The sequence below is a fragment of the Streptomyces sp. TS71-3 genome (genome assembly GCF_018327685.1).
Lineage (GTDB): Bacteria > Actinomycetota > Actinomycetes > Streptomycetales > Streptomycetaceae > Streptomyces.
In genome coordinates, this window is sequence record NZ_BNEL01000001.1 from 3822950 (window position 1) to 3843960 (window position 21011).

At 70.9% G+C, this 21011-nt stretch carries 14 protein-coding genes; 13 read left to right on the forward strand and 1 reads right to left on the reverse strand.

Translation table 11 applies throughout. From position 1 onward, the window contains the following. Window positions 1-19 precede the first annotated feature (19 nt). Window positions 20-730: an ATP-dependent Clp protease proteolytic subunit gene (locus tag Sm713_RS15450; protein WP_212910196.1), complete on the forward strand. Its 711-nt coding sequence runs from the start codon at window positions 20-22 to the stop codon at window positions 728-730. Between the two features lie 193 nt (window positions 731-923). Then, the gene (gene clpX, locus Sm713_RS15455; protein ID WP_212910197.1) at window positions 924-2210 is read left to right on the forward strand and encodes an ATP-dependent Clp protease ATP-binding subunit ClpX; all 1287 of its coding nucleotides are present in this window, start codon (window positions 924-926) and stop codon (window positions 2208-2210) included. A 150-nt stretch (window positions 2211-2360) separates the two neighbouring features. Here clpX and Sm713_RS15460 read toward each other — a convergent pair whose 3' ends face one another. Next, window positions 2361-3359, reverse strand: coding sequence for a hypothetical protein (locus tag Sm713_RS15460; RefSeq protein WP_212910198.1), 999 nt, complete (start codon window positions 3357-3359; stop codon window positions 2361-2363). 136 nt (window positions 3360-3495) lie between these two features. Here Sm713_RS15460 and Sm713_RS15465 point away from each other — a divergent pair, with 136 nt between their 5' ends. From Sm713_RS15465 to Sm713_RS15515, 11 genes are all read left to right on the forward strand, one after another. Further along, on the forward strand, window positions 3496-6120 hold the full coding sequence (locus tag Sm713_RS15465) for a valine--tRNA ligase (protein ID WP_212910199.1): 2625 nt from the start codon (window positions 3496-3498) through the stop codon (window positions 6118-6120). 335 nt (window positions 6121-6455) lie between these two features. Then, window positions 6456-7994, forward strand: a complete 1539-nt coding sequence (locus Sm713_RS15470; RefSeq protein WP_283249777.1) for a folylpolyglutamate synthase/dihydrofolate synthase family protein — start codon at window positions 6456-6458, stop codon at window positions 7992-7994. A gap of 3 nt (window positions 7995-7997) precedes the next feature. Then, a complete protein-coding gene (locus tag Sm713_RS15475) occupies window positions 7998-8348 on the forward strand; it encodes a DUF4233 domain-containing protein (RefSeq protein ID WP_212910200.1) in 351 nt (116 codons plus the stop codon). Between the two features lie 531 nt (window positions 8349-8879). Continuing rightward, window positions 8880-9293, forward strand: a complete 414-nt coding sequence (gene ndk, locus Sm713_RS15480; RefSeq protein WP_212910201.1) for a nucleoside-diphosphate kinase — start codon at window positions 8880-8882, stop codon at window positions 9291-9293. Between the two features lie 577 nt (window positions 9294-9870). Next, window positions 9871-10890: a rod shape-determining protein gene (locus Sm713_RS15485; RefSeq protein ID WP_212912029.1), complete on the forward strand. Its 1020-nt coding sequence runs from the start codon at window positions 9871-9873 to the stop codon at window positions 10888-10890. A gap of 218 nt (window positions 10891-11108) precedes the next feature. Continuing rightward, window positions 11109-12182 (forward strand): rod shape-determining protein MreC, encoded by a 1074-nt coding sequence (gene mreC, locus Sm713_RS15490; RefSeq protein ID WP_212910202.1) that lies wholly within the window; start codon window positions 11109-11111, stop codon window positions 12180-12182. A 14-nt stretch (window positions 12183-12196) separates the two neighbouring features. Next, window positions 12197-12871, forward strand: coding sequence for a rod shape-determining protein MreD (mreD, locus tag Sm713_RS15495; RefSeq protein WP_212910203.1), 675 nt, complete (start codon window positions 12197-12199; stop codon window positions 12869-12871). 59 nt (window positions 12872-12930) lie between these two features. Further along, entirely contained in the window at window positions 12931-15432 is a 2502-nt protein-coding gene (gene mrdA, locus Sm713_RS15500; RefSeq protein ID WP_212910204.1) for a penicillin-binding protein 2, read from the forward strand. Window positions 15433-15434: 2 nt separating this feature from the next. Then, window positions 15435-16637, forward strand: a complete 1203-nt coding sequence (gene rodA / locus Sm713_RS15505; RefSeq protein WP_212910205.1) for a rod shape-determining protein RodA — start codon at window positions 15435-15437, stop codon at window positions 16635-16637. Between the two features lie 231 nt (window positions 16638-16868). Continuing rightward, window positions 16869-18563 (forward strand): CYTH and CHAD domain-containing protein, encoded by a 1695-nt coding sequence (locus Sm713_RS15510; RefSeq protein WP_212910206.1) that lies wholly within the window; start codon window positions 16869-16871, stop codon window positions 18561-18563. A gap of 163 nt (window positions 18564-18726) precedes the next feature. Next, window positions 18727-20655 carry a TIGR03960 family B12-binding radical SAM protein gene (locus Sm713_RS15515; RefSeq protein WP_212910207.1) on the forward strand — a complete coding sequence of 643 codons (1929 nt, stop codon included), beginning with the start codon at window positions 18727-18729 and terminating at the stop codon, window positions 20653-20655. The last annotated feature ends 356 nt before the right edge of the window (window positions 20656-21011 follow it).

Genomic DNA, 21011 nt, shown 5'->3' on the forward strand with positions numbered 1-21011 from the left:
AGCCCCTCTAGGAGACCCAGTGAACGACTTCCCCGGCAGCGGCCTGTACGACCTCCACCGCCGCCACGACGACGCGGGAGGCAACCCCGCGGCCCGGTTCTCGGGCCCGACCGCCGAGTCCCGTTACGTGATCCCGCGCTTCGTCGAGCGCACCTCGCAGGGCGTGCGCGAGTACGACCCGTACGCGAAGCTCTTCGAAGAGCGCGTGATCTTCCTCGGCGTCCAGATCGACGACGCCTCGGCCAACGACGTCATGGCGCAGCTGCTGTGCCTGGAGTCGATGGACCCCGACCGTGACATCTCGGTGTACATCAACAGCCCCGGCGGCTCCTTCACCGCGCTCACGGCGATCTACGACACGATGCAGTTCGTCAAGCCGGACATCCAGACCGTCTGCATGGGCCAGGCCGCCTCGGCCGCCGCGGTCCTGCTGGCGGCCGGCACGCCCGGCAAGCGCATGGCCCTGCCGAACGCCCGCGTCCTGATCCACCAGCCCTACAGCGAGACGGGCCGGGGCCAGGTCTCGGACCTGGAGATCGCGGCGAACGAAATCCTCCGGATGCGCTCGCAGCTGGAGGACATGCTGGCCAAGCACTCCAGCACCCCCGTCGAGAAGATCCGCGACGACATCGAGCGTGACAAGATCCTCACCGCCGAGGACGCGCTGTCGTACGGTCTGATCGACCAGATCATCTCCACCCGGAAGATGAACAGCTCGACCGCCGTCTGACCTGCAGGCGGATCCCCCCGGGAACTCCCCCTTGGCGTCGGCAGCGCCGGGCCGCGCAGCGGCCACGGCCCGGCCGCGGCGAAGTGAACCGTGCCAAGGGGGGCCCGAACGGGGGCCGAGGCAAGGTACCGTCGGATAGAGGCACCAGGAGCCGCCGATCATGGCGTCTCCCAGGCGATTGGGGAAGCACCTCGTGGCACGCATCGGTGACGGCGGCGATCTGCTCAAGTGCTCGTTCTGCGGAAAGAGCCAGAAGCAGGTCAAAAAGCTCATCGCAGGCCCCGGTGTGTACATCTGCGACGAGTGCATCGACCTCTGCAACGAGATCATCGAGGAGGAACTCGCCGAGACGAGCGAGGTGCGCTGGGAAGAACTTCCCAAACCCCGCGAGATCTACGAGTTCCTGGAGGGCTACGTCGTCGGCCAGGAGGCCGCGAAGAAGGCCCTGTCGGTCGCGGTGTACAACCACTACAAGCGGGTCCAGGCCGGCGAGAACGGCGGCGGCCAAGGCCGCGAGGACGCCATCGAGTTGGCCAAGTCCAACATCCTGCTCCTCGGCCCGACCGGCTCAGGAAAGACCCTGCTGGCGCAGACGCTGGCCCGCATGCTGAACGTCCCCTTCGCGATCGCCGACGCCACGGCACTCACCGAGGCGGGCTACGTCGGCGAGGACGTCGAGAACATCCTCCTGAAGCTCATCCAGGCCGCGGACTACGACGTCAAGAAGGCCGAGACGGGCATCATCTACATCGACGAGATCGACAAGGTGGCCCGCAAGAGCGAGAACCCGTCGATCACGCGGGACGTCTCCGGCGAGGGCGTGCAGCAGGCGCTGCTGAAGATCCTGGAGGGCACCACCGCCTCCGTCCCGCCCCAGGGCGGCCGCAAGCACCCGCACCAGGAGTTCATCCAGATCGACACCACGAACGTCCTGTTCATCGTGGGCGGTGCGTTCGCGGGCCTGGAGAAGATCATCGAGGGGCGGGCCGGCGCCAAGGGCATCGGCTTCGGCGCGACCATCCGCTCCAAGCGGGAGCTGGAGGAGAAGGACCAGTTCGAGGACGTCATGCCGGAGGACCTGGTCAAGTTCGGCATGATTCCCGAGTTCATCGGCCGCCTGCCCGTCATCACCTCGGTCCACAACCTGGACCGCGAGGCCCTGTTGCAGATCCTCGTCGAGCCGCGGAACGCCCTGGTGAAGCAGTACCAGCGCCTCTTCGAACTCGACGGCGTCGAGCTGGACTTCGAGCGCGGCGCCCTGGAGGCCATCGCCGACCAGGCCATCCTCCGGCAGACCGGCGCCCGCGGCCTGCGCGCCATCATCGAGGAGGTGCTGATGTCGACGATGTACGAGGTGCCGTCCAGGAAGGACGTCGCCCGCGTCGTCATCACCGCCGACGTCGTCCACTCGAACGTCAACCCGACGCTCATCCCCCGCGACGTCCGCGGCCGGGGCACCGGCGAGCAGAAGTCGGCCTAGCCGGCGCGCGGTTCGGGGTCCGCGACCGCACCACAGGCGCCCGCGCACGCGGCACGGCACACGCACAGAAGGAGGCGCCCCGGCGAAACCGCCGGGGCGCCTCCTTGTCGTGCTCGCCGGAACCGTGCACCGGTCAGAGCGCGCCGTTCACTACGACTTGACGCGCACTTCCTTGCGCAGGTCGGCCGTCCGCTGCGCGGACTGGTCGAGCGGTATGCCCATGCCGCCCTCCACCGGCACGGCGAAACCGACGGTGCTGTAGTCGGCCCACATGCAGACGTACTCGGTGTCCTGCTTGCCGGTCTGCTGGTTCTTCGCCTGCGCCTCCTGGCACTTCATGAGCGCGCCGTCCAGACCGCCGGGGCTGACGGACTTGGGGTCGCCGACCCACGTCACGCTCTTGTCGGTGTCGTCCTTCTTCATACCGGTGAAGGCCTCGTCGATGGCGGCGCCCGGATCGCTCACCTTGCCGTACACACCGCTGAAGGTGACCGTCTTCGAGGACGCGATATCGGTGGGGGAGAGCGAGCTGGGGTCGTCCAGGCTCAGCGTCGAGTAGATCGCGTGGACTTCCTTGGCGTTGGTGACACCGCTCTTCGCCAGGTCCTTCGCGTCGGAGGACGTGGCGTCCTCGGGACTGCTGGCCGGGCCCTGCCGCTTGAAGTCGCCCCCGAGGATCGAGCCGGGCGTGGTCAGCTTGTGCGGGCCGTCGTCCGCGAGGCCGCTGCTGCCGCTGCCCGATGTGAACCACCACACACCCGCGCCGATCGCCACCAGCGCCACGACGGTGCCGACGACGGCACCCGTCTTCTTCTTCCCGCCCCCCGCGGCCGGCGGCTGCGTGCCGTACGGCGGCTGCTGGCCGTAGCCGGGCTGCTGGCCGTACGGATTCTGCTGCTGGCCGTAAGGGCCGGGCTGCTGCGGCTGGCTGTACGGGCCCGGCTGCTGCGGCCGGCCGTACGGGCCCTGCTGCGGGGCCGCCCCCGGCTGCTGCGGGTAGCCGTACGGGCCGGGCTGCTGCGGTGGCTGCTGCGGGTAGCCGTAGCCGGGCCCAGGTGCCTGAGGCTGGCCGCCGTAGGGGTTCGGCTGGGCGCCCGGCCCGGGCTGTTGAGGCTGCCCCCCGTACGGGCCCGGCTGGTTGTGACTCATTACTTGGTTCCCCCTCATGTACTTATGTGTTCCGCACATCCTGGCCCAACCAGCGCATCTGTGGGGACTCGGGACCGGCACCGTTACGAAACCTGCGGGTTTCGAGGCGGGGCGGTGACGGCTCTAAACTGACCACGTGACCGAGAAGACTCAAGCGCAGAACCAGGCGTCCCCCGCGGAACTCCCGACGCAGTACGCACCGGCCGAGGTAGAGGGGAAGCTGTACGAGCGCTGGGTAGAACGCGGTTACTTCGAGGCCGACGAGAACAGCGGCAAGGAGCCGTACACCGTCGTCATCCCGCCGCCGAACGTGACCGGCAGCCTCCACCTGGGGCACGCCTTCGAGCACACCCTCATCGACGCGCTCACGCGCCGTAAGCGCATGCAGGGCTACGAGACCCTCTGGCAGCCCGGCATGGACCACGCCGGCATCGCCACGCAGAACGTCGTCGAGCGCGAGCTCGGCAAGGAGGGCAAGTCGCGGCACGACCTCGGGCGCGAGGCGTTCGTGGAGCGCGTCTGGCAGTGGAAGAGCGAGTCCGGCGGGCAGATCTCCGGCCAGATGCGCCGCCTCGGCGACGGCGTCGCGTGGGGGCGTGAGCGGTTCACCATGGACGAGGGCCTCTCCCAGGCCGTCCAGACGATCTTCAAGAAGCTCTACGACGACGAGCTGATCTACCGCGCCGAGCGCATCATCAACTGGTGCCCGCGGTGCCTGACCGCCATCTCCGACATCGAGGTCGAGTACCAGGACGACGACGGCGAGCTCGTCTCGATGAGGTACGGGAACGGGGACGACGCCATCGTCGTCGCCACCACCCGCGCCGAGACCATGCTCGGCGACACCGCCGTGGCCGTGCACCCCGACGACCAGCGGTACGCCCACCTGGTGGGCCGCAGCATCCAGCTGCCGCTCACCGGGCGCTCCATCCCCGTCGTCGCCGACGCCCACGTCGACCCCGAGTTCGGCACCGGCGCGGTCAAGGTGACCCCGGCGCACGACCCCAACGACTTCGAGATCGGCCAGCGGCACGACCTCCCCTCGCTGACCGTGATGGACGAGCACGCCGTGATCACGGTCCCCGGGCCCTTCCAGGGGCTCGACCGCCTGGAGGCGCGCAGCGCCATCGTGGCGGCGCTGCGCGCCGAGGGCCGGATCGTGGCCGAGAAGCGCCCCTACGTCCACTCCGTGGGCCACTGCTCGCGCTGCAAGACCACCATCGAGCCCCGGCTCTCCATGCAGTGGTGGGTCAAGGTCGGACCGCTCGCGAAGGCCGCCGGTGACGCGGTGCGCGACGGCCGGGTCGCCATCCACCCGCAGGAGATGGAGAAGCGCTACTTCGACTGGGTCGACAACCTCCACGACTGGTGCATCTCGCGCCAGCTCTGGTGGGGCCACCGCATCCCCGTCTGGTACGGGCCGAACGGCGAGGTCGTCTGCGTCGGTCCCGACGAGCAGCCCCCGAGCGGCGAGGGCTGGACGCAGGACACGGACGTCCTCGACACCTGGTTCTCCTCCGGCCTGTGGCCGTTCTCCACGCTCGGCTGGCCCGAGCGGACCGGCAGCCTCGCGAAGTTCTATCCGAACTCCGTGCTGGTCACCGGCTACGACATCCTGTTCTTCTGGGTCGCCCGGATGATGATGTTCGGCCTCTACGCGATGGACGGCACCGCGCCGTTCGGCACCATCGCCCTGCACGGCATGGTCCGCGACCAGTTCGGCAAGAAGATGTCGAAGTCGTTCGGCAACGCCGTCAACCCGCTCGACTGGATGGACGAGTACGGCTCCGACGCGCTCCGGTTCACCCTCGCGCGCGGCGCCAACCCCGGCGTGGACGTCCCGATCGGCGAGGAGTGGGTGCAGGGCTCCCGCAACTTCGCCAACAAGATCTGGAACGCCACCCGCTTCGCGCTGATGAACGGCGCCACGATCGAGGGTCCGCTGCCCGAGCCGGAGCGGCTCTCCGCGACCGACCGCTGGATCCTGTCCCGGCTGGGCGAGACCGTCGCCGAGGTCGACGCCCACTACGACGACTACCAGTTCGCGAAGGTCTCCGACGCGCTGTTCCACTTCGCCTGGGACGAGGTCTTCGACTGGTACGTGGAGCTGTCCAAGACCACCTTCCAGGCGGGCGGCGAGGCCGCGGACGTCAGCAAGCGCGTCCTCGGCGAGGTCCTCGACGTCACCCTGCGGCTGCTGCACCCCATCGTGCCGTTCGTCACCGAGGTCCTGTGGACCACCCTCACCGGCGGCGAGTCCGTGGTGATCGCGGACTGGCCCGCGGACAGCGGCTTCCGGGACGCCGCCGCGGGCCGCGAGATTGCCGTTCTCCAGCAGGTGATCACCGAGGTCCGGCGGTTCCGCGCGGACCAGGGGCTCCAGCCGGGCCAGCGGGTCCCCGCCCGGCTCCGGCTGTCCGGCACGCCGCTCGCGGCGCACGAGGCCGCCATCCGCCAGCTGCTGCGGCTGCAGCCGGAGGGCGAGTCCTTCACGGCCACGGCGACACTGCCCGTGGCCGGCGCGGAGGTGGCGCTCGACCTGTCGGGGGCGATCGACGTCACGGCCGAGCGGAAGCGGCTCGAAAAGGATCTCGCCGCTGCTCGGAAGGAGCGGGCCCAGGCCGAGGGGAAGCTCGGGAACGAGTCGTTCCTGGCGAAGGCGCCGGAGCCTGTGGTCGAGAAGATTCGCCTGCGGCTGGCCAAGGCCGAGGAGGACATCAGCCGGATCGAGGGGCAGCTCGGACGGTTGCCTTCGGCCTGACCCGGGCCGAGGCCCGGGGCCCGGTGGCCTTGCGGCCTGGAGCCCTCCCGGTGGGGCGGTTTCGGTTGTGTCCGGACCATCGGTGGGTGGGTGGTTGCTCGCGCAGTTCCCCGCGCCCCTTGGGTGGGCCGGGGTGGAGCCCAGCGGAGGGGTGCGTCCCTTGCGTGGGCCGGGGTGGAGCCCAGCGGAGGGGTGCGTCCCTTGCGTGGGGCGGGGCGGAGCCCGGCATGGGGGTGCGCCTCTGGGTGGGCCGGGCGGAGCACCGCGTGGGGGGTGTGTCCATGGGTGGGCCGGGGCGCGGCCGGAGGGCGCCGGGGGCTCCGTAGACTGGGGGTGTGAGTGAGAACCCCCCGAACGACAGCGCGCCCGGTGGCGAGGGTGAGGGCGAGCCGGATCCTCTGGAGCGGTTCGACGACATCGTGTCCGCCGAGACCGACCGCGATCCCGACCTCGCGGTGATCGAGGCCGGCAGCCGCACCCTGCGCGCCCAGTCAGGGCCGCCCGACGCGGACGTGCCGGCCCGCCCCGCGGACCCGGAGGTCGACGCGGCCCTGCGCGAGGTCGAGACGGAGCTGGCGACCCGCTGGGGCGAGACCAAGCTGGAGCCCTCGGTCACCCGGATCACCGCCCTGATGGACATCCTGGGAGAGCCCCAGCACACGTACCCGTCGATCCACATCACGGGCACCAACGGCAAGACGTCCACCGCCCGGATCGTCGAGGCACTGTTCACCGCCTTCGAGCTGCGCACCGGCCGGTACACCTCGCCGCACGTGCAGTCGATCACGGAGCGCATCAGCCTCGACGGCGCCCCGATGTCGCCCGAGCGGTTCGTCGAGACCTACCGCGACATCAAGCCGTACGTCGAGATGGTGGACGAGCGGCAGGAGTACCGGCTCTCCTTCTTCGAGGTGCTGACCGGCATGGCGTACGCCGCGTTCGCCGACGCGCCCGTGGACGTCGCCGTCGTCGAGGTCGGGATGGGCGGCTCCTGGGACGCCACCAACGTGATCGACGGCTCCGTGGCCGTGGTCACCCCCATCGACCTCGACCACACCGACCGCCTCGGCAACACCCCCGGCGAGATCGCCGTGGAGAAGGCCGGGATCATCAAGCAGGGCGCCACCGTCATCCTCGCCCAGCAGCCCGTGGACGCCGCGCAGGTGCTGCTCAAGCGTGCGGCCGAGGCCGATGCGACCGTCGCCAGGGAGGGCCTGGAGTTCGGCGTGGTCGCCCGTCAGGTCGCGGTCGGCGGGCAGCTGCTGACCCTGCGGGGCCTCGGCGGCGAGTACGAGGAGGTCTTCCTCCCGCTGCACGGCGCCCACCAGGCACGCAACGCCGCGGTGGCCCTCGCCGCCGTGGAGGCGTTCTTCGGCGTCGGCGCCGAGCACGGCCGCCCCCTCGACATCGACACCGTCCGCAAGGCCTTCGCCACCGTGGCCTCCCCGGGCCGCATGGAGGTGGTGCGCCGCTCGCCCACCGTCGTCCTGGACGCCGCGCACAACCCGGCCGGCGCCCGTGCCACGGCCGACGCGGTCAGCGAGGTCTTCGGCTTCAGCCGGCTCATCGGGGTGGTCGGTGCCAGCGACGGCAAGGACGTCCGGGGCCTGCTGGAGGCCTTCGAACCGGTCTTCACCGAGATCGTCGCCACCCAGTACTCCCAGGCACGCGCCCTGAGCGCGGACGAGCTGGCCGGCGTCGCCGTGGAGGTCTTCGGCGAGGACCGCGTCCAGGTCGAGCCCCGCCTCGACGACGCCCTGGAGGCCGCGATCACCCTCGCCGAGGAAGAGGGTGAGTACGCGAGCGCGGGTGTCCTCATCACCGGCTCCGTCTTCACCGTCGGCGAGGCCCGACTGCTCCTGGGAAGGGGCTGACCTGTGCGTACGCTCTGCGCGTCGACCCTGATCGGGGAGTTCTTCGTCGTCGGCTTCGCCGGCCTCGTCGCCATGAAGGACCCCGCCCTGTCCGTCACCACGGTCTGGACGGTCTGCGGTGCCGTGATGCTGCTCAGCCTGCTGCTCTGCGGCATGGTCACCCGGCCCGGCGGGGTGCAGCTCGGCTGGGCCCTCCAGGTGGCGCTGGTCGCCGCCGGCTTCGCGGTGCCCGCGATGTTCATCCTGGGCGCGGCCTTCGCGGGGCTGTGGTGGTGCTCGGTGCACTTCGGGCGCAAGGTCGACGTGGCGAAGGCGGCGAGGGCGGCCCGAGAGGCCGCCGGTGAGCCGATGTGAGGGGTGGCCCCGGTCCCCGTCCGGCCGCCGGCCCGGCGTGGCGTCCGCTCCGCGGTGGGGGTGCGGTTCCCCGTTGCGGTGCGCGGGGGTGCGGCTGCGCCACAGTTGCGGAAGGTGGCCTTGAGGCGGTCGCGTCTGCCCCTTCTGCGTCTGGCGGTCTGCGGGTCTCGTCCCGGCTGAGCGCGCAGTTCCCCGCGCCCCTTTCGGGGCTGAGCCTCACATCAGCTCACGTGCCCCTGGTCAGGGCTTCGCCTTACATCGGGGCATGCGCCCCGAAAGGGGCGCGGGGAACTGCGCGAGCGACCACAACGAACGTGTAGGTCGCCACCGGCGAGAAGGTGCAGACGCGACCGCCTCAAGGCCACCGCGCCCGCAGCCGCAAGACCGTGCTCCGCCCGGAGAGGCCCTCCGCCTCGTCGCCGGCCGCGTGGGCCGAGGAGAGCCACCGAGCACGGCCGCACGTGAAGGGGCACCGGGGTGCGCCCGGTAATCTCAGTGCCCGCACTCGTGCCCATCGAAGGAGCCACCGCCGTGACCCAGCGCACTCTCGTCCTCCTCAAGCCGGACGCCGTCCGCCGCTCGCTGGTCGGCGAGATCATCCGCCGTATAGAGCAGAAGGCGGACTGGCGGATCACCGCACTGGAGCTGCGTACGCTCGACCGGGCCACCCTGGAGCAGCACTACGCCGAGCACGTGGGCAAGCCGTTCTACGAGCCGCTGGTGGAGTTCATGGGATCCGGTCCCGTGGTGGCGCTCGTCGCCGAGGGCGAGCGGGTGATCGAGGGGGTGCGGAGGCTCGCCGGTCCGACCGACCCGATCGCCGCGGAGCCCGGTACCATCCGCGGCGACTACGGCACCATCACGCGGGAGAACCTCATCCACGCCTCGGACTCGGAGGAGTCCGCCCAGCGCGAGCTGAAGATCTTCTTCCCCGGCCTCGCCTGACCCGAGGGCCTCGCCTGACCCGAGGGTCCCTCCTCGGGCGCCCCACCCCGCGCACCCGGCCCCGCGCACCCACCGCCGCGGGTACGGGGGCCGGACGCACCCACCCCGGCCAGCCCCGGACTACGTGCGTACTCCGCGTGGGCCACGTAGTTCATACGGATGCCGTACGCGATTCATACGCACGCCGCCGTCCGAGCAGGCCCACCGCCCGCGAACGTGCCGTTCACGCCACCCCGACCGGACCTGCGACCGCCCTTACGGGTATGCCCGAAGGGCCATGACCACGGCTGACGGCAAGTCAGCTACCCTCGCATCCGGCCAGGTGCGGCGAAGAAACCGGGGCCGGTGGGCATATGCGCGCCGATCGGGGGAACGCATGCCACCATCGGCACGTCTGCATTAGCGAGGCGGCGGATCATCTGCTGACAATGGCGAAGACCCTCGCGCAGGGTCTGTGCAGGCCGGACTACGATAGAAGCCTTCACGCCACAGCAGCACCCGCCGCACCCACCTTTGCCGACCTGAAAAGCCATCACACGCACTTGGGAAGGCCAGACGCATCCTCATGGGGAGCACTATGTCGTTCATCGGCCGTGACATGGCTGTCGACCTCGGGACCGCCAACACGCTGGTGTACGTCAGGGGCCGGGGCATCGTTCTCAACGAACCCTCGGTGGTCGCGATCAACACCAACACCGGTGGCATCCTCGCCGTGGGAACCGAGGCCAAGCGGATGATCGGCCGCACACCGGGGAACATCGTGGCCGTGCGGCCGCTGAAGGACGGTGTGATCGCCGACTTCGAGATCACCGAGCGGATGCTCCGGTATTTCATCCTGAAGATCCACAAGCGCCGCTACCTGGCCCGTCCGCGGGTCGTCGTCTGCGTTCCCTCGGGCATCACCGGTGTCGAGCGCAGGGCCGTCATCGAGGCCTCCACGCAGGCCGGCGCGCGCCAGGTGCACATCATCGAGGAACCCATGGCCGCCGCCATCGGCTCCGGCCTGCCCGTCCACGAGGCCACCGGCAACATGGTCGTGGACATCGGCGGTGGCACCACGGAGGTCGCCGTCATCTCGCTCGGCGGCATCGTCACCGCCCAGTCGATCCGCGTCGCGGGCGACGAGCTGGACAACGCGATCATCCAGCACATCAAGAAGGAGTACTCCCTCCTGCTGGGCGAGCGCACCGCGGAGCAGATCAAGATCACCATCGGTTCCGCCTACGAGATCGACGCCGACGAGCACACCGAGATCCGCGGCCGCGACCTGGTCTCCGGCCTGCCGAAGACCGTGGTCATCTCCGCGGCCGAGGTGCGCAGAGCCATGGAGGAGCCGGTCAACGCCATCGTGGACGCCGTCAAGACGACGCTGGACAAGTGCCCGCCGGAGCTCTCCGGCGACGTCATGGACCGCGGCATCGTGCTCACCGGCGGCGGCGCCATGTTGCGCGGTCTGGACGAGCGGCTGCGCCGCGAGACCGGGATGCCCATCCACATCGCCGAGAACCCCCTGGACAGCGTGGCGCTGGGGTCGGGCAAGTGCGTCGAGGAGTTCGAGGCACTCCAGCAGGTCCTGGACGCCCAGCCGCGCCGATGAACGACCGGCCCGGAACCCGCCGTACGGACCCACCGTCCCGTGCGGCGGTTCCTCGCTCCTCCGGGCCCGCAGTGCCTCGAAGTACCCGTCCCCGGGCTCTTCGGGACGTCTGACCGACGCCGGCACCGCCGGCCACACACGTAACAGCATCCCCACCCCCCACCCTTCGACAAACGATCACACCGAGAATTCCGAAGAGGAAGGCACGGCCGCCGCACGTGAGGGACACACGAGAGAGCCGGCTGCTCCTGGTGCTGCTGGTCGCCATCGCGTTCGCACTGATCACGGTGGACATCCGCGGCGGCGAGGGCTCCCCGGTCGACGGTGCCCGGCAGGCCGCCGCCACCGCCTTCGGCCCGGTCGAGAACGGCCTCGCGGGCGCCGTCGACCCGGTCGGCAACGCCATCTCGGCGGTCCGCGACTCCGGCCACCGCCACGACCGGATCTCCGAACTGGAGCGGCAGAACGCCGCCCTGAAGGCCAAGCTGGGCAGCGACGACCGCACCCGCAGCCAGCTCCACCAGTTCGACAAGATGCTGAAGACCGCCGGAACCGGCCGCTACAGCATCAAGGGCGCCCAGGTCATCGCGATCGGGGCCGCCCAGGGCTTCTCCTGGACCGTCACCATCGACGCGGGCGCGAGCGACGGCATAAGGCGTGACATGACCGTCCTCAACGGCGACGGCCTGGTCGGCCGCGTCACCACGGTGGGGCCCGACAGCGCCACCGTCCTGCTCGCCAACGACCCCGACTTCAGCGTCGGCACCCGGATGGAGAAGACCGACGAGCTCGGCTTCGCCTCGGGCAGCGGCGACCGCCCCATGCGCGTGCAGCTCCTCAACGGCAAGGCACGGGTGAAGAAGGGCGACCGCATGGTCACCTTCGGCTCGGAGGCGGACAAGCCGTTCGTGCCCGGCGTCCCGGTCGGCACGGTCAGCCGTGTCGAGGCGTCGGGCGGCGGCCTCACCCGCACGGTCTACGTGCAGCCGTTCGTGTCGTTCACGAAGCTCGACATCGTCGGCGTGGTCGTCCAGCCGCCGCGCACGGACCCGCGCGACGCCGTCCTGCCGCCCGCCGCCAAGCCGACGCCCGCCCCCACCGTCACGGTGACGGTCACCCCCGGCGCCCCGCAGAACCAGGGCCAGGGCGACCAGAACCCCGGCGGCGGCGACCAGCAGGGCGGCGCGCAGCAGCCCCAGGACGGCGGCGGGCAGCCGCAGGACAACGCCCAACAACAACAAGGCAACGCCCAACAACCACAGGGTGACGACGACCCGCAGCCGGAGCAGTAGGAGAGCTGGAAACGATGCGCTTCAACCGGATCCTGCTCTCCACGGCACTCGTGATCGTCGCCCTGGTCCTCCAGGTGTGCATCCTGGCCCGGCTCCACCTGCCGGGCGCCGTCCCCGACCTGCTGCTGCTCACCGTGCTCGCCCTCGCCCTGGTCTACGGCCACGTGGGCGGCGCCCTGATCGGGTTCGGCGCGGGCCTGCTGGCCGACCTCGCACCGCCCGCCGACCACGCCGCGGGCCGCTACGCGCTCGTGCTCTGCGTCGTCGGCTACGCCGCGGGCCTCGCCAAGCCCGAACTCGGCCGGCTCAACTCCGTGCTGCGCCCGATGCTGGTGGTCGCCGGCGCCGCCATCGCCTCCACGCTGCTCTACGCCGGCGTGGGCGCCCTGGTCGGCGACACCGCCGCCCGGCACGTCGGACTGCTCAGCCTGCTGATCACGGCCGTCATCTACGACCTGATGCTGGCGCCGTTCACCGTGCCGTTCCTCATCGCCCTCGCCAGGCGCGCCGAGAACGACCCGCTCGCGGAGGCCTCCAAGAGCGGCACGTCCGCCGACGTCGCCTCCGGCTGGCTCTCCTCCGGCACGGGCCTGAACATCGGCGACCAGCGCCGTAACGGACTGCGGATAAGAGCGGCGAAGGCGCGGATGGCCAGGGCCGGCCGCATCAAGGGGGTCAAGCGGCTGTGACCACACCGCCCGCCGCCGCACCCGCGCACCTGCACCGCACCGACTGAGGGGAGGAACCCGTGACGAACATCCCGGCGACCGGTCGCACGCCGCGCGTCCAGATCAGGCTGGTGGTCATCCAGATCCTTGTCGTCTCCCTCTTCCTCACGCTCGGCGGGCGCCTGTGGTTCCTGCAGATCCGCGAGGGGGATGCGTACGCCAGGAAGGCCTCGGGCAACCACGTCCAGCAGGTCGTCGCGCCGGCCGTCCGGGGCTCGATCCTGGACGCCCGTGGCGTGCCGCTCGCCGACAACGAGACTCGCCTCGTCGTGTCCGCCTCGCGCACCAAGCTGATGAAGATGGACGACGGCGGCAGCGCGGTGCTCACCAAGCTCGCGGCGGTGCTGGGCATGAAGCCCAAGGACGTGATGGACCGCGTCCGGCTCTGCGACGCCCAGACCAAGCAGCCCTGCTGGAACGGCTCCCCGTACCAGCCGATCCCGATCACCGACGAGGCCACCCCCAAGCAGGCCCTCCAGATCCGCGAGCGCTCCGAGGACTTCCCCGGCATCACCGCCGAGCCCACCGCCGTGCGCCGCTACCCGTCCCCGGGCGACGCCAACACCGCCCAGGTCCTCGGCTACCTCTCGCCCGTCACGGACGAGGAGATCAAGAAGGCCGAGCACACCGACTCGCCGTACATGCGCTCCGACGAGGTCGGCCGCAACGGCCTGGAGCAGGAGTACGACAAGCAGCTGCGCGGCAAGTCGGGCGTCACCCGCTACGAGGTGGACAACCTCGGCCGGGTCATCGGCCAGGCCGACAGCGACAAGGGCCAGCCGGGGGACAACGTCATCACCAGCATCGACGCCCGGGTGCAGCGGGTCGCCGAGTACGAGCTGAACGACGCGATGAAGGTGGCCCGCACCCAGATCGACCCGGTCACCCACGAGAAGTACAAGGCCGACTCCGGCGCCGTCGTCGTGATGGAGGCCAAGACCGGCCGGGTGGTCGCCATGGCCTCCAACCCCTCGTACGACCCGAACGCCTGGGTGGGCGGCATCTCCGGCAAGGACTACGCCAGGCTCACCGGCAAGGACTCGAACTACCCGCTGCTGAACCGCGCCATCCAGGGCCAGTCGGCACCCGGCTCCACCTTCAAGGTGGTCTCCACCACGGCCGCCGTGAACGGCGGGCACCCCTTCAACGGGAACTACGCCTGCACCAGCTCGTTCAACATCGGCAGCCAGACCTTCATGAACTACGAGTCGGAGAACTACGGCGACATCAGCCTCGGCCGGGCCCTGGAGGTCTCCTGCGACACCGTCTTCTACCGCGTCGGGTACGACGAGTGGAAGAGGGACGGCGGCAGCCACCCCAAGAAGAAGCCCAACGACTGGTTCTTCAAGACCGCCCACCAGTTCGGCCTCGGCAAGGAGACCGGCATCGACCTTCCGAACGAGGTCACCGGCCGGGTCCCCGACCGCCAGTGGAAGCAGGACTACTGGGAGGCCAACAAGGACGCCTGGTGCAAGTCCGGAAAGAAGAACGGCAGCTACGTCCAGAAGATCGCCTACGAGAACTGCCTCGACGGCAACAGGCTGCGCGCCGGTGACTCCGTCAACTACGCCATCGGCCAGGGCGACACGCTCGTCACGCCCATCCAGGAGGCCTCGATCTACTCGGCCATCTCCAACGGCGGCACGGTGTACAAGCCCAGCATCGGCAAGGCGATCGTCAGCGCCGACGGCAAGCACGTGAACGAGATCAAGCCCCAGGTGCAGTTCAAGCTGCCGATGAACAAGAAGCTGAACGGCGAGATACAGCAAGCACTGGCGGGAGTGGCGACCCGCGGTACGGCCGCCTGGCGTTTCCAGGGCTGGCCGCAGAAGCAGATCCCGATGCACGCCAAGACCGGTACGGCGGAGGTCTACGGCAAGCAGACCACGTCCTGGTTCTCGACGTTCACCAAGGACTACGCCGTCGTCATGACGATCTCCCAGGGTGGTACGGGTTCCGGGGCCTCGGGTCCCGCGGTCCGCAAGATCTACGACGCGCTCTACGGCGTCGACCAGTCCGGCAAGATCGACAAGAAGAAGGCGCTGCTGTCCGCGCCGCAGGGGAGCCTGCCCAAGATCCAGTCGGACGGCTCCATCGACGCCCCGCAGGTCAAGCCGTACAACCCGCACGGCGACGAGACCGGGGGCAAGGCGGGCGCCGGGCAGGGCACCAACCAGCAGACCGGTGAGCTGATCCCGGGCCAGGAGCCGGGGGCCCAGCCCCCAGGCGACCAGCAGGGCGGCCAGCAGCCCGGCGTCCAGGATCCCGGCGGCCAGGGGCAGCAGGCCGCCCTGGGGGCCGGGCAGCCACCGGGCGGCGCCCTGCAACCGGTGGCCTACCAGCAGCCGGCCGCGCTGGCCGCCCCGGGCCTCCAGCCGGCCGCACAGCCGGTCGTCCTGGCCGCGCCCGCGGGCGGCGAGGAGGCGACGCCCGCCGTCGTGGGCCCCGCCGGTGGACAGCAGGGCAGTACGAGCCCGTACGCGGCGCCGCCCGGCGAGCCCGTGGTCTGGAGGCGTAGCTGACGATGGTCGCCCCGCACGGCTTCTCCGTCTCCGGATACGGACCCCAGCGCTCCTCCTGGACCAGGCTGCTCGCACGCGACTCGGTGCTGCGCAAGCTGGACTGGCCGCTGATGCTCTCGTCGATCCTGCTGTCCATGGTCGGCGCGGTCCTCGTCTACTCCGCCACGCGCAACCGCACCGCGATCAACCAGGGCGACCCGTACTACTTCCTGCTGCGGCACCTGCTGAACACCGGCATCGGCATCGCGCTGATGATCGGCGTCATCTGGGTGGGCCACCGCACCCTGCGCACCGCCGTGCCCATCCTCTACGGCATCTCGGTGCTGCTGGTCCTGCTGGTGCTCACCCCGCTCGGGGCGACCGTCAACGGCGCGCACGCCTGGATCGTGTTCCCCGCCGGGTTCTCGCTCCAGCCGGGCGAGTTCGTCAAGATCACCATCATCCTGGGCATGGCGATGCTGCTGGCCGCGCGGGTCGACGCGGGCGACCGCGAGCACCCCGACCACCGCACCGTCCTGCAGTCCCTCGGCCTCGCCGTGGTGCCGATCGTGATCGTGCTGCTGATGCCGGACCTCGGCTCGGTGATGGTGATGGTCTTCATCATCCTCGGCGTGCTGCTCGCCTCCGGCGCCTCCAACCGCTGGGTCTTCGGCCTGATCGCCGCCGGCGGGGCCGGCGCGGGCGCGATCTGGCAGCTCCACATCCTCGACCAGTACCAGATCAACCGCTTCGCCGCCTTCGCCAACCCGGACCTGGACCCGGCCGGCGTCGGCTACAACACCAACCAGGCCCGGATCGCCATCGGCTCCGGCGGGCTCACGGGCACCGGGCTCTTCCACGGCTCCCAGACCACCGGGCAGTTCGTGCCCGAGCAGCAGACCGACTTCGTCTTCACGGTGGCGGGGGAGGAGCTGGGCTTCGTCGGAGCGGCGCTGATCCTCGTGCTGCTCGGGGTGGTGCTCTGGCGCGCGTGCCGCATCGCCCGTGAGACGACCGAGCTGTACGGCACCGTGGTGGCCGCGGGCATCATCGCCTGGTTCGCCTTCCAGTCGTTCGAGAACGTCGGCATGACGCTGGGCATCATGCCGGTGGCCGGCCTTCCGCTGCCGTTCGTGTCGTACGGAGGATCGTCGATGTTCGCCGTGTGGATGGCGGTGGGGCTGCTCCAGTCGATCCGGGTGCAGAGGCCGTTGGGGCTGGGGTAGGCCGGCGGCCGGCCCCCACCGCGCAGGGGCGTGGTTTCCCGCCGTCCGGTGGGGGCACCGGAAGGGAAGAAGTCATCGGTGGCGGCGGAGCCGGCGCCGGGCCGGTCCGCGCACCCGCTCCGGGCGGGACGGGGCGGCGGACCGGGCGGACCCGGGCGGCCGACTCCGCGCGGGACCGGTGACTGTCCCGGACAGTAGGACGACACGACGTCGCACGGTGTGTGGTATCGCATGACGGCGAAGACACAGCGCGAGATCGAACGGAAGTACGAAGGCCCCCGCGGAGCCGCGGACCTTCCGGACCTGAGCCCGGTCGCGGGCGTCGCCTCGGTGGAGGACAAGGGCCTGCTGGAGCTGGACGCGATCTACTACGACACGTCCGACCAGCGGCTCGCCGCCGACCGCATCATCCTGCGCCGCCGCACCGGCGGCACCGACGCGGGGTGGCACATCAAGTTCCCGGTCTCCCTGGCCGAGGGCATCCGGGAGGAGATCCGCGTACCGCTGTCGGCCGGCCGGGAAGCGGCCGGCCCGGAAGCGACGGCCTCCCGGGCCGAGGGCGCCGGGGGGCGCGCCAAGGCCGGCGCCCAGGCCGGGCGGGGCGCGAAGGCCGCACGAGGCGCCGGTGCCGCCCGGTCCCCGCGGGGCCCGGACGCCGAGTGCGAGGCACCGGCCGCACCCCCCGAGGAGATCGCCTCGCTGGTGCGCTCCAGGGTCCGCGACGAGCCCCTGGAGCCCGTCGTACGGCTCCGCTCGGCCCGCCGGCTGATCCACCTCCTCGACGACACCGGCACCCTCCTCGCCGAGGCGGCCCTCGACCGGGTGCGCGCCGAGCGGCTGGCGGCCCCGTCCGACGCGGCCCGTGCCGGTACGGCCGAGTGGACCGAGACCGAGGTCGAACTGGCCGACGGCGCCCCGTACGAGTTCCTGGACGCGGTCGAGGAGGAACTGCGCAAGGCGGGCTGGCGACCGTCCCGCTCGGCGTCGAAGCTGGCCAGGGCCCTGGAGGAGACCGGCGCCGGGCAGCCCGCCGCGGCCGCCGCGGAACGCCGCCCCGCAGCGGAGCCCGGCGACACCCCGATGCCCGCGGCGGCACCCGTCCTCGACTACCTCCACAGGCAGCGCGACACCCTGGTCGACCTCGACCCCGCCGTCCGCCGCGACCTGCCGGACTCCGTGCACCGCATGCGCGTCGCCACCCGCCGGATGCGCAGCGTCCTGCGGTCGTACCGCAAGGTCCTGGACCGCACGGTGACCGCCCCCGTCGGCGACGAGCTCAAGTGGCTCGCCGGCGAGCTGGGCATCGACCGCGACCGCGAGGTGCTCGCCGAACGGCTCTCCACCGCGCTCGACGGCCTGCCGCCCGAACTGGCCCCCGGGCCCGTCCGCGGCCGCATGGAGACCTGGTCGGACGAGCGGCGCGGCGACACGCGCGGCAGGCTCGCCGAGGTCCTGGACGGCGAGCGCTACCTCCGGCTGCTCGACACGCTGGACCGCCTCCTCGCCGACCCGCCACTGCTCCCCGCGGCCACCCGCAAGCCCGAAAAGGTGCTCTCCAAGGCGATGCGGCGCGACCGCGGACGGCTCACCGGCCGCCTCACCCAGGCACTGAACCAGCCCCCGGGCTCCGACCGCGACGCGGGACTGCACAGCGCCCGCAAGGCCGCCAAGCGGCTGCGGTACACCGCCGAGGCGGCACGTCCGGTGCTCGGCTCCAAGGCCGACAAGACGGTCACCGCGGCCAGGCGCCTGCAGTCCCTGCTCGGCGACCACCAGGACAGCGTGATGGCCCGCGCCACCCTCCGCGAGCTGTCCGAAGAGGCGCACGGGGCGGGCGAGAACGCGTTCGCCTACGGGCTGATGTACGGGCGCGAGGAACGGCAGGCGGCACAGGACGAGAGGAACGCCGCCGAGCGGGAGAAGTGACATCGCCGAGCGGGAGAGGTGACGTAGCCGAGCGGGAGACGTGAGCCGGGCGGGGGCTTGCCCGCCCCGCGGCCGGCGCCTGGGCCGCGAGCGGGCGTACGGAGCGGTACCCGAGCCGCGTTAGGGTTGAGGGTCATCTGTGTCCGCTCACGAAAGTCCCGAGATGTCTGTCGAGTCGGTCTTCCCACAGCTCGAAGCCCTGCTCCCGCATGTGCAGAAACCGATCCAGTACGTCGGTGGGGAGCTCAACTCCACGGTCAAGCCCTGGGACTCCTGTGACGTGCGCTGGGCGCTCATGTACCCCGACGCCTACGAGGTCGGCCTGCCCAACCAGGGCGTCATGATCCTCTACGAGGTGCTGAACGAGCGCGAGGGCGTCCTCGCGGAGCGCACCTACAGCGTCTGGCCGGACCTTGAGGCGCTGATGCGTGAGCACGGCGTGCCGCAGTTCACGGTCGACAGCCACCGCCCGGTGCGGGCCTTCGACGTGCTCGGCATGAGCTTCTCCACCGAGCTCGGCTACACCAACATGCTCGCCGCGCTCGACCTCGCGGGCATCCCGCTCCAGGCCCGGGACCGCGGCGACGACGACCCGATCGTGCTGGCCGGCGGCCACGCCGCGTTCAACCCCGAGCCCGTCGCGGACTTCATCGACGCCGCGGTCGTCGGCGACGGCGAGCAGGCCGTCCTCACCATCACCGACACCATCCGCGCCTGGAAGGCCGAGGGCAGGCCGGGCGGCCGTGAGGAACTGCTGCTGCGGCTCGCGAGGACCGGCGGCGTGTACGTGCCCGCGTTCTACGACGTCGAGTACCTGCCCGACGGCCGGATCGCCCGGGTCGTCCCCAACCGCTCGGGCGTGCCGTGGCGGGTGAGCAAGCACACCGTCATGGACCTCGACGAGTGGCCGTACCCGAAGCAGCCCCTGGTGCCGCTCGCGGAGACGGTGCACGAGCGGATGTCCGTGGAGATCTTCCGCGGCTGCACCCGCGGGTGCCGGTTCTGCCAGGCGGGCATGATCACCCGCCCGGTGCGCGAGCGCTCCATCACGGGCATCGGCGAGATGGTGCACAAGGGCCTGGAGGCGACCGGTTTCGAGGAGGTCGGGCTGCTGTCGCTGTCCTCCGCGGACCACTCGGAGATCGGCGACATCGCGAAGGGCCTGGCGGACCGCTACACGGACGACAAGATCGGCCTGTCCCTGCCGTCCACCCGGGTCGACGCCTTCAACATCGACCTGGCGAACGAGCTCACCCGCAACGGCCGCCGCTCCGGCCTCACCTTCGCACCCGAGGGCGGCAGCGAGCGCATCCGCAAGGTCATCAACAAGATGGTCTCCGAGGACGACCTGATCCGCACCGTCGCCACCGCGTACGGCAACGGCTGGCGCCAGGTGAAGCTGTACTTCATGTGCGGCCTGCCGACGGAGACCGACGACGACGTCCTGCAGATCGCGGACATGGCCACCAAGGTCATCCAGAAGGGCCGGGAGGTCTCCGGCTCCAACGACATCCGCTGCACCGTCTCGATCGGCGGCTTCGTACCCAAGCCGCACACCCCGTTCCAGTGGTCGCCGCAGCTGAGCGCCGAGGAGACCGACGCCCGCCTGGAGAAGCTGCGCGACAGGATCCGCGGCGACAAGAAGTACGGCCGCTCCATCGGCTTCCGCTACCACGACGGCAAGCCCGGCATCGTCGAGGGCCTGCTCTCCCGCGGCGACCGGCGCATCGGCGCCGTCATCCGCGCGGTCTACGAGGACGGCGGCCGCTTCGACGGCTGGCGCGAGCACTTCAGCTACGACCGCTGGATGTCCTGCGCCGCCGCCACCCTCCCCGCCTTCGGCGTCGACGTCGACTGGTACACCACCAGGGAACGCGGCTACGAGGAGGTCCTGCCCTGGGACCACCTGGACTCCGGCCTGGACAAGGACTGGCTCTGGGAGGACTGGCAGGACGCGCTCGACGAGACGGAGGTCGAGGACTGCCGCTGGACGCCGTGCTTCGACTGCGGGGTGTGTCCGCAGCTCGACCTGGACATTCAGGTCGGCCCGACGGGGAAGAAGCTTCTGCCGCTGACGGTCGTCAACAAGTAGCGCATGTGGGGCTGTGTCCATCTGCCCGCGGATGGACACAGCCCATACAGGTCGGCCCGACCGGCAAGGAGCTGACCGGCAGGGAGCTGCTGCCCTTGACGGTCAAGACGTCGTCCACCAGCGGGCACGCGCACTGACCGCAGCCCCTGAGCGGGGCGCTGGGACGCATCGTGGGTGCGCCGGCAGGGGCGGCCGAGGGCGTGGCCGAGGGCGAGGTGTCCGCCGCATGGGAGCCGGCGGGTTTGCCGGGCAGGCGGCCGAGATCGCCCGCGCGGCGGTTGCCCCGGACGCCCCTGCCACGCAGCGAGGGCTCCTCGGTCATCCACTCGGAGGTGGAGTGGATGTGAAGTCCCTCC

Coding starts and splice junctions, on each gene's coding strand:
- Sm713_RS15485 (WP_212912029.1), top strand. CDS start 9,871: ATGTCGTTCATCGGCCGTGACATGGCTGTCGACCTCGGGACCGCCAAC.
- Sm713_RS15510 (WP_212910206.1), top strand. CDS start 16,869: ATGACGGCGAAGACACAGCGCGAGATCGAACGGAAGTACGAAGGCCCC.
- rodA (WP_212910205.1), top strand. CDS start 15,435: ATGGTCGCCCCGCACGGCTTCTCCGTCTCCGGATACGGACCCCAGCGC.
- mreD (WP_212910203.1), top strand. CDS start 12,197: ATGCGCTTCAACCGGATCCTGCTCTCCACGGCACTCGTGATCGTCGCC.
- Sm713_RS15460 (WP_212910198.1), bottom strand. CDS start 3,359: ATGAGTCACAACCAGCCGGGCCCGTACGGGGGGCAGCCTCAACAGCCC.
- Sm713_RS15515 (WP_212910207.1), top strand. CDS start 18,727: ATGTCTGTCGAGTCGGTCTTCCCACAGCTCGAAGCCCTGCTCCCGCAT.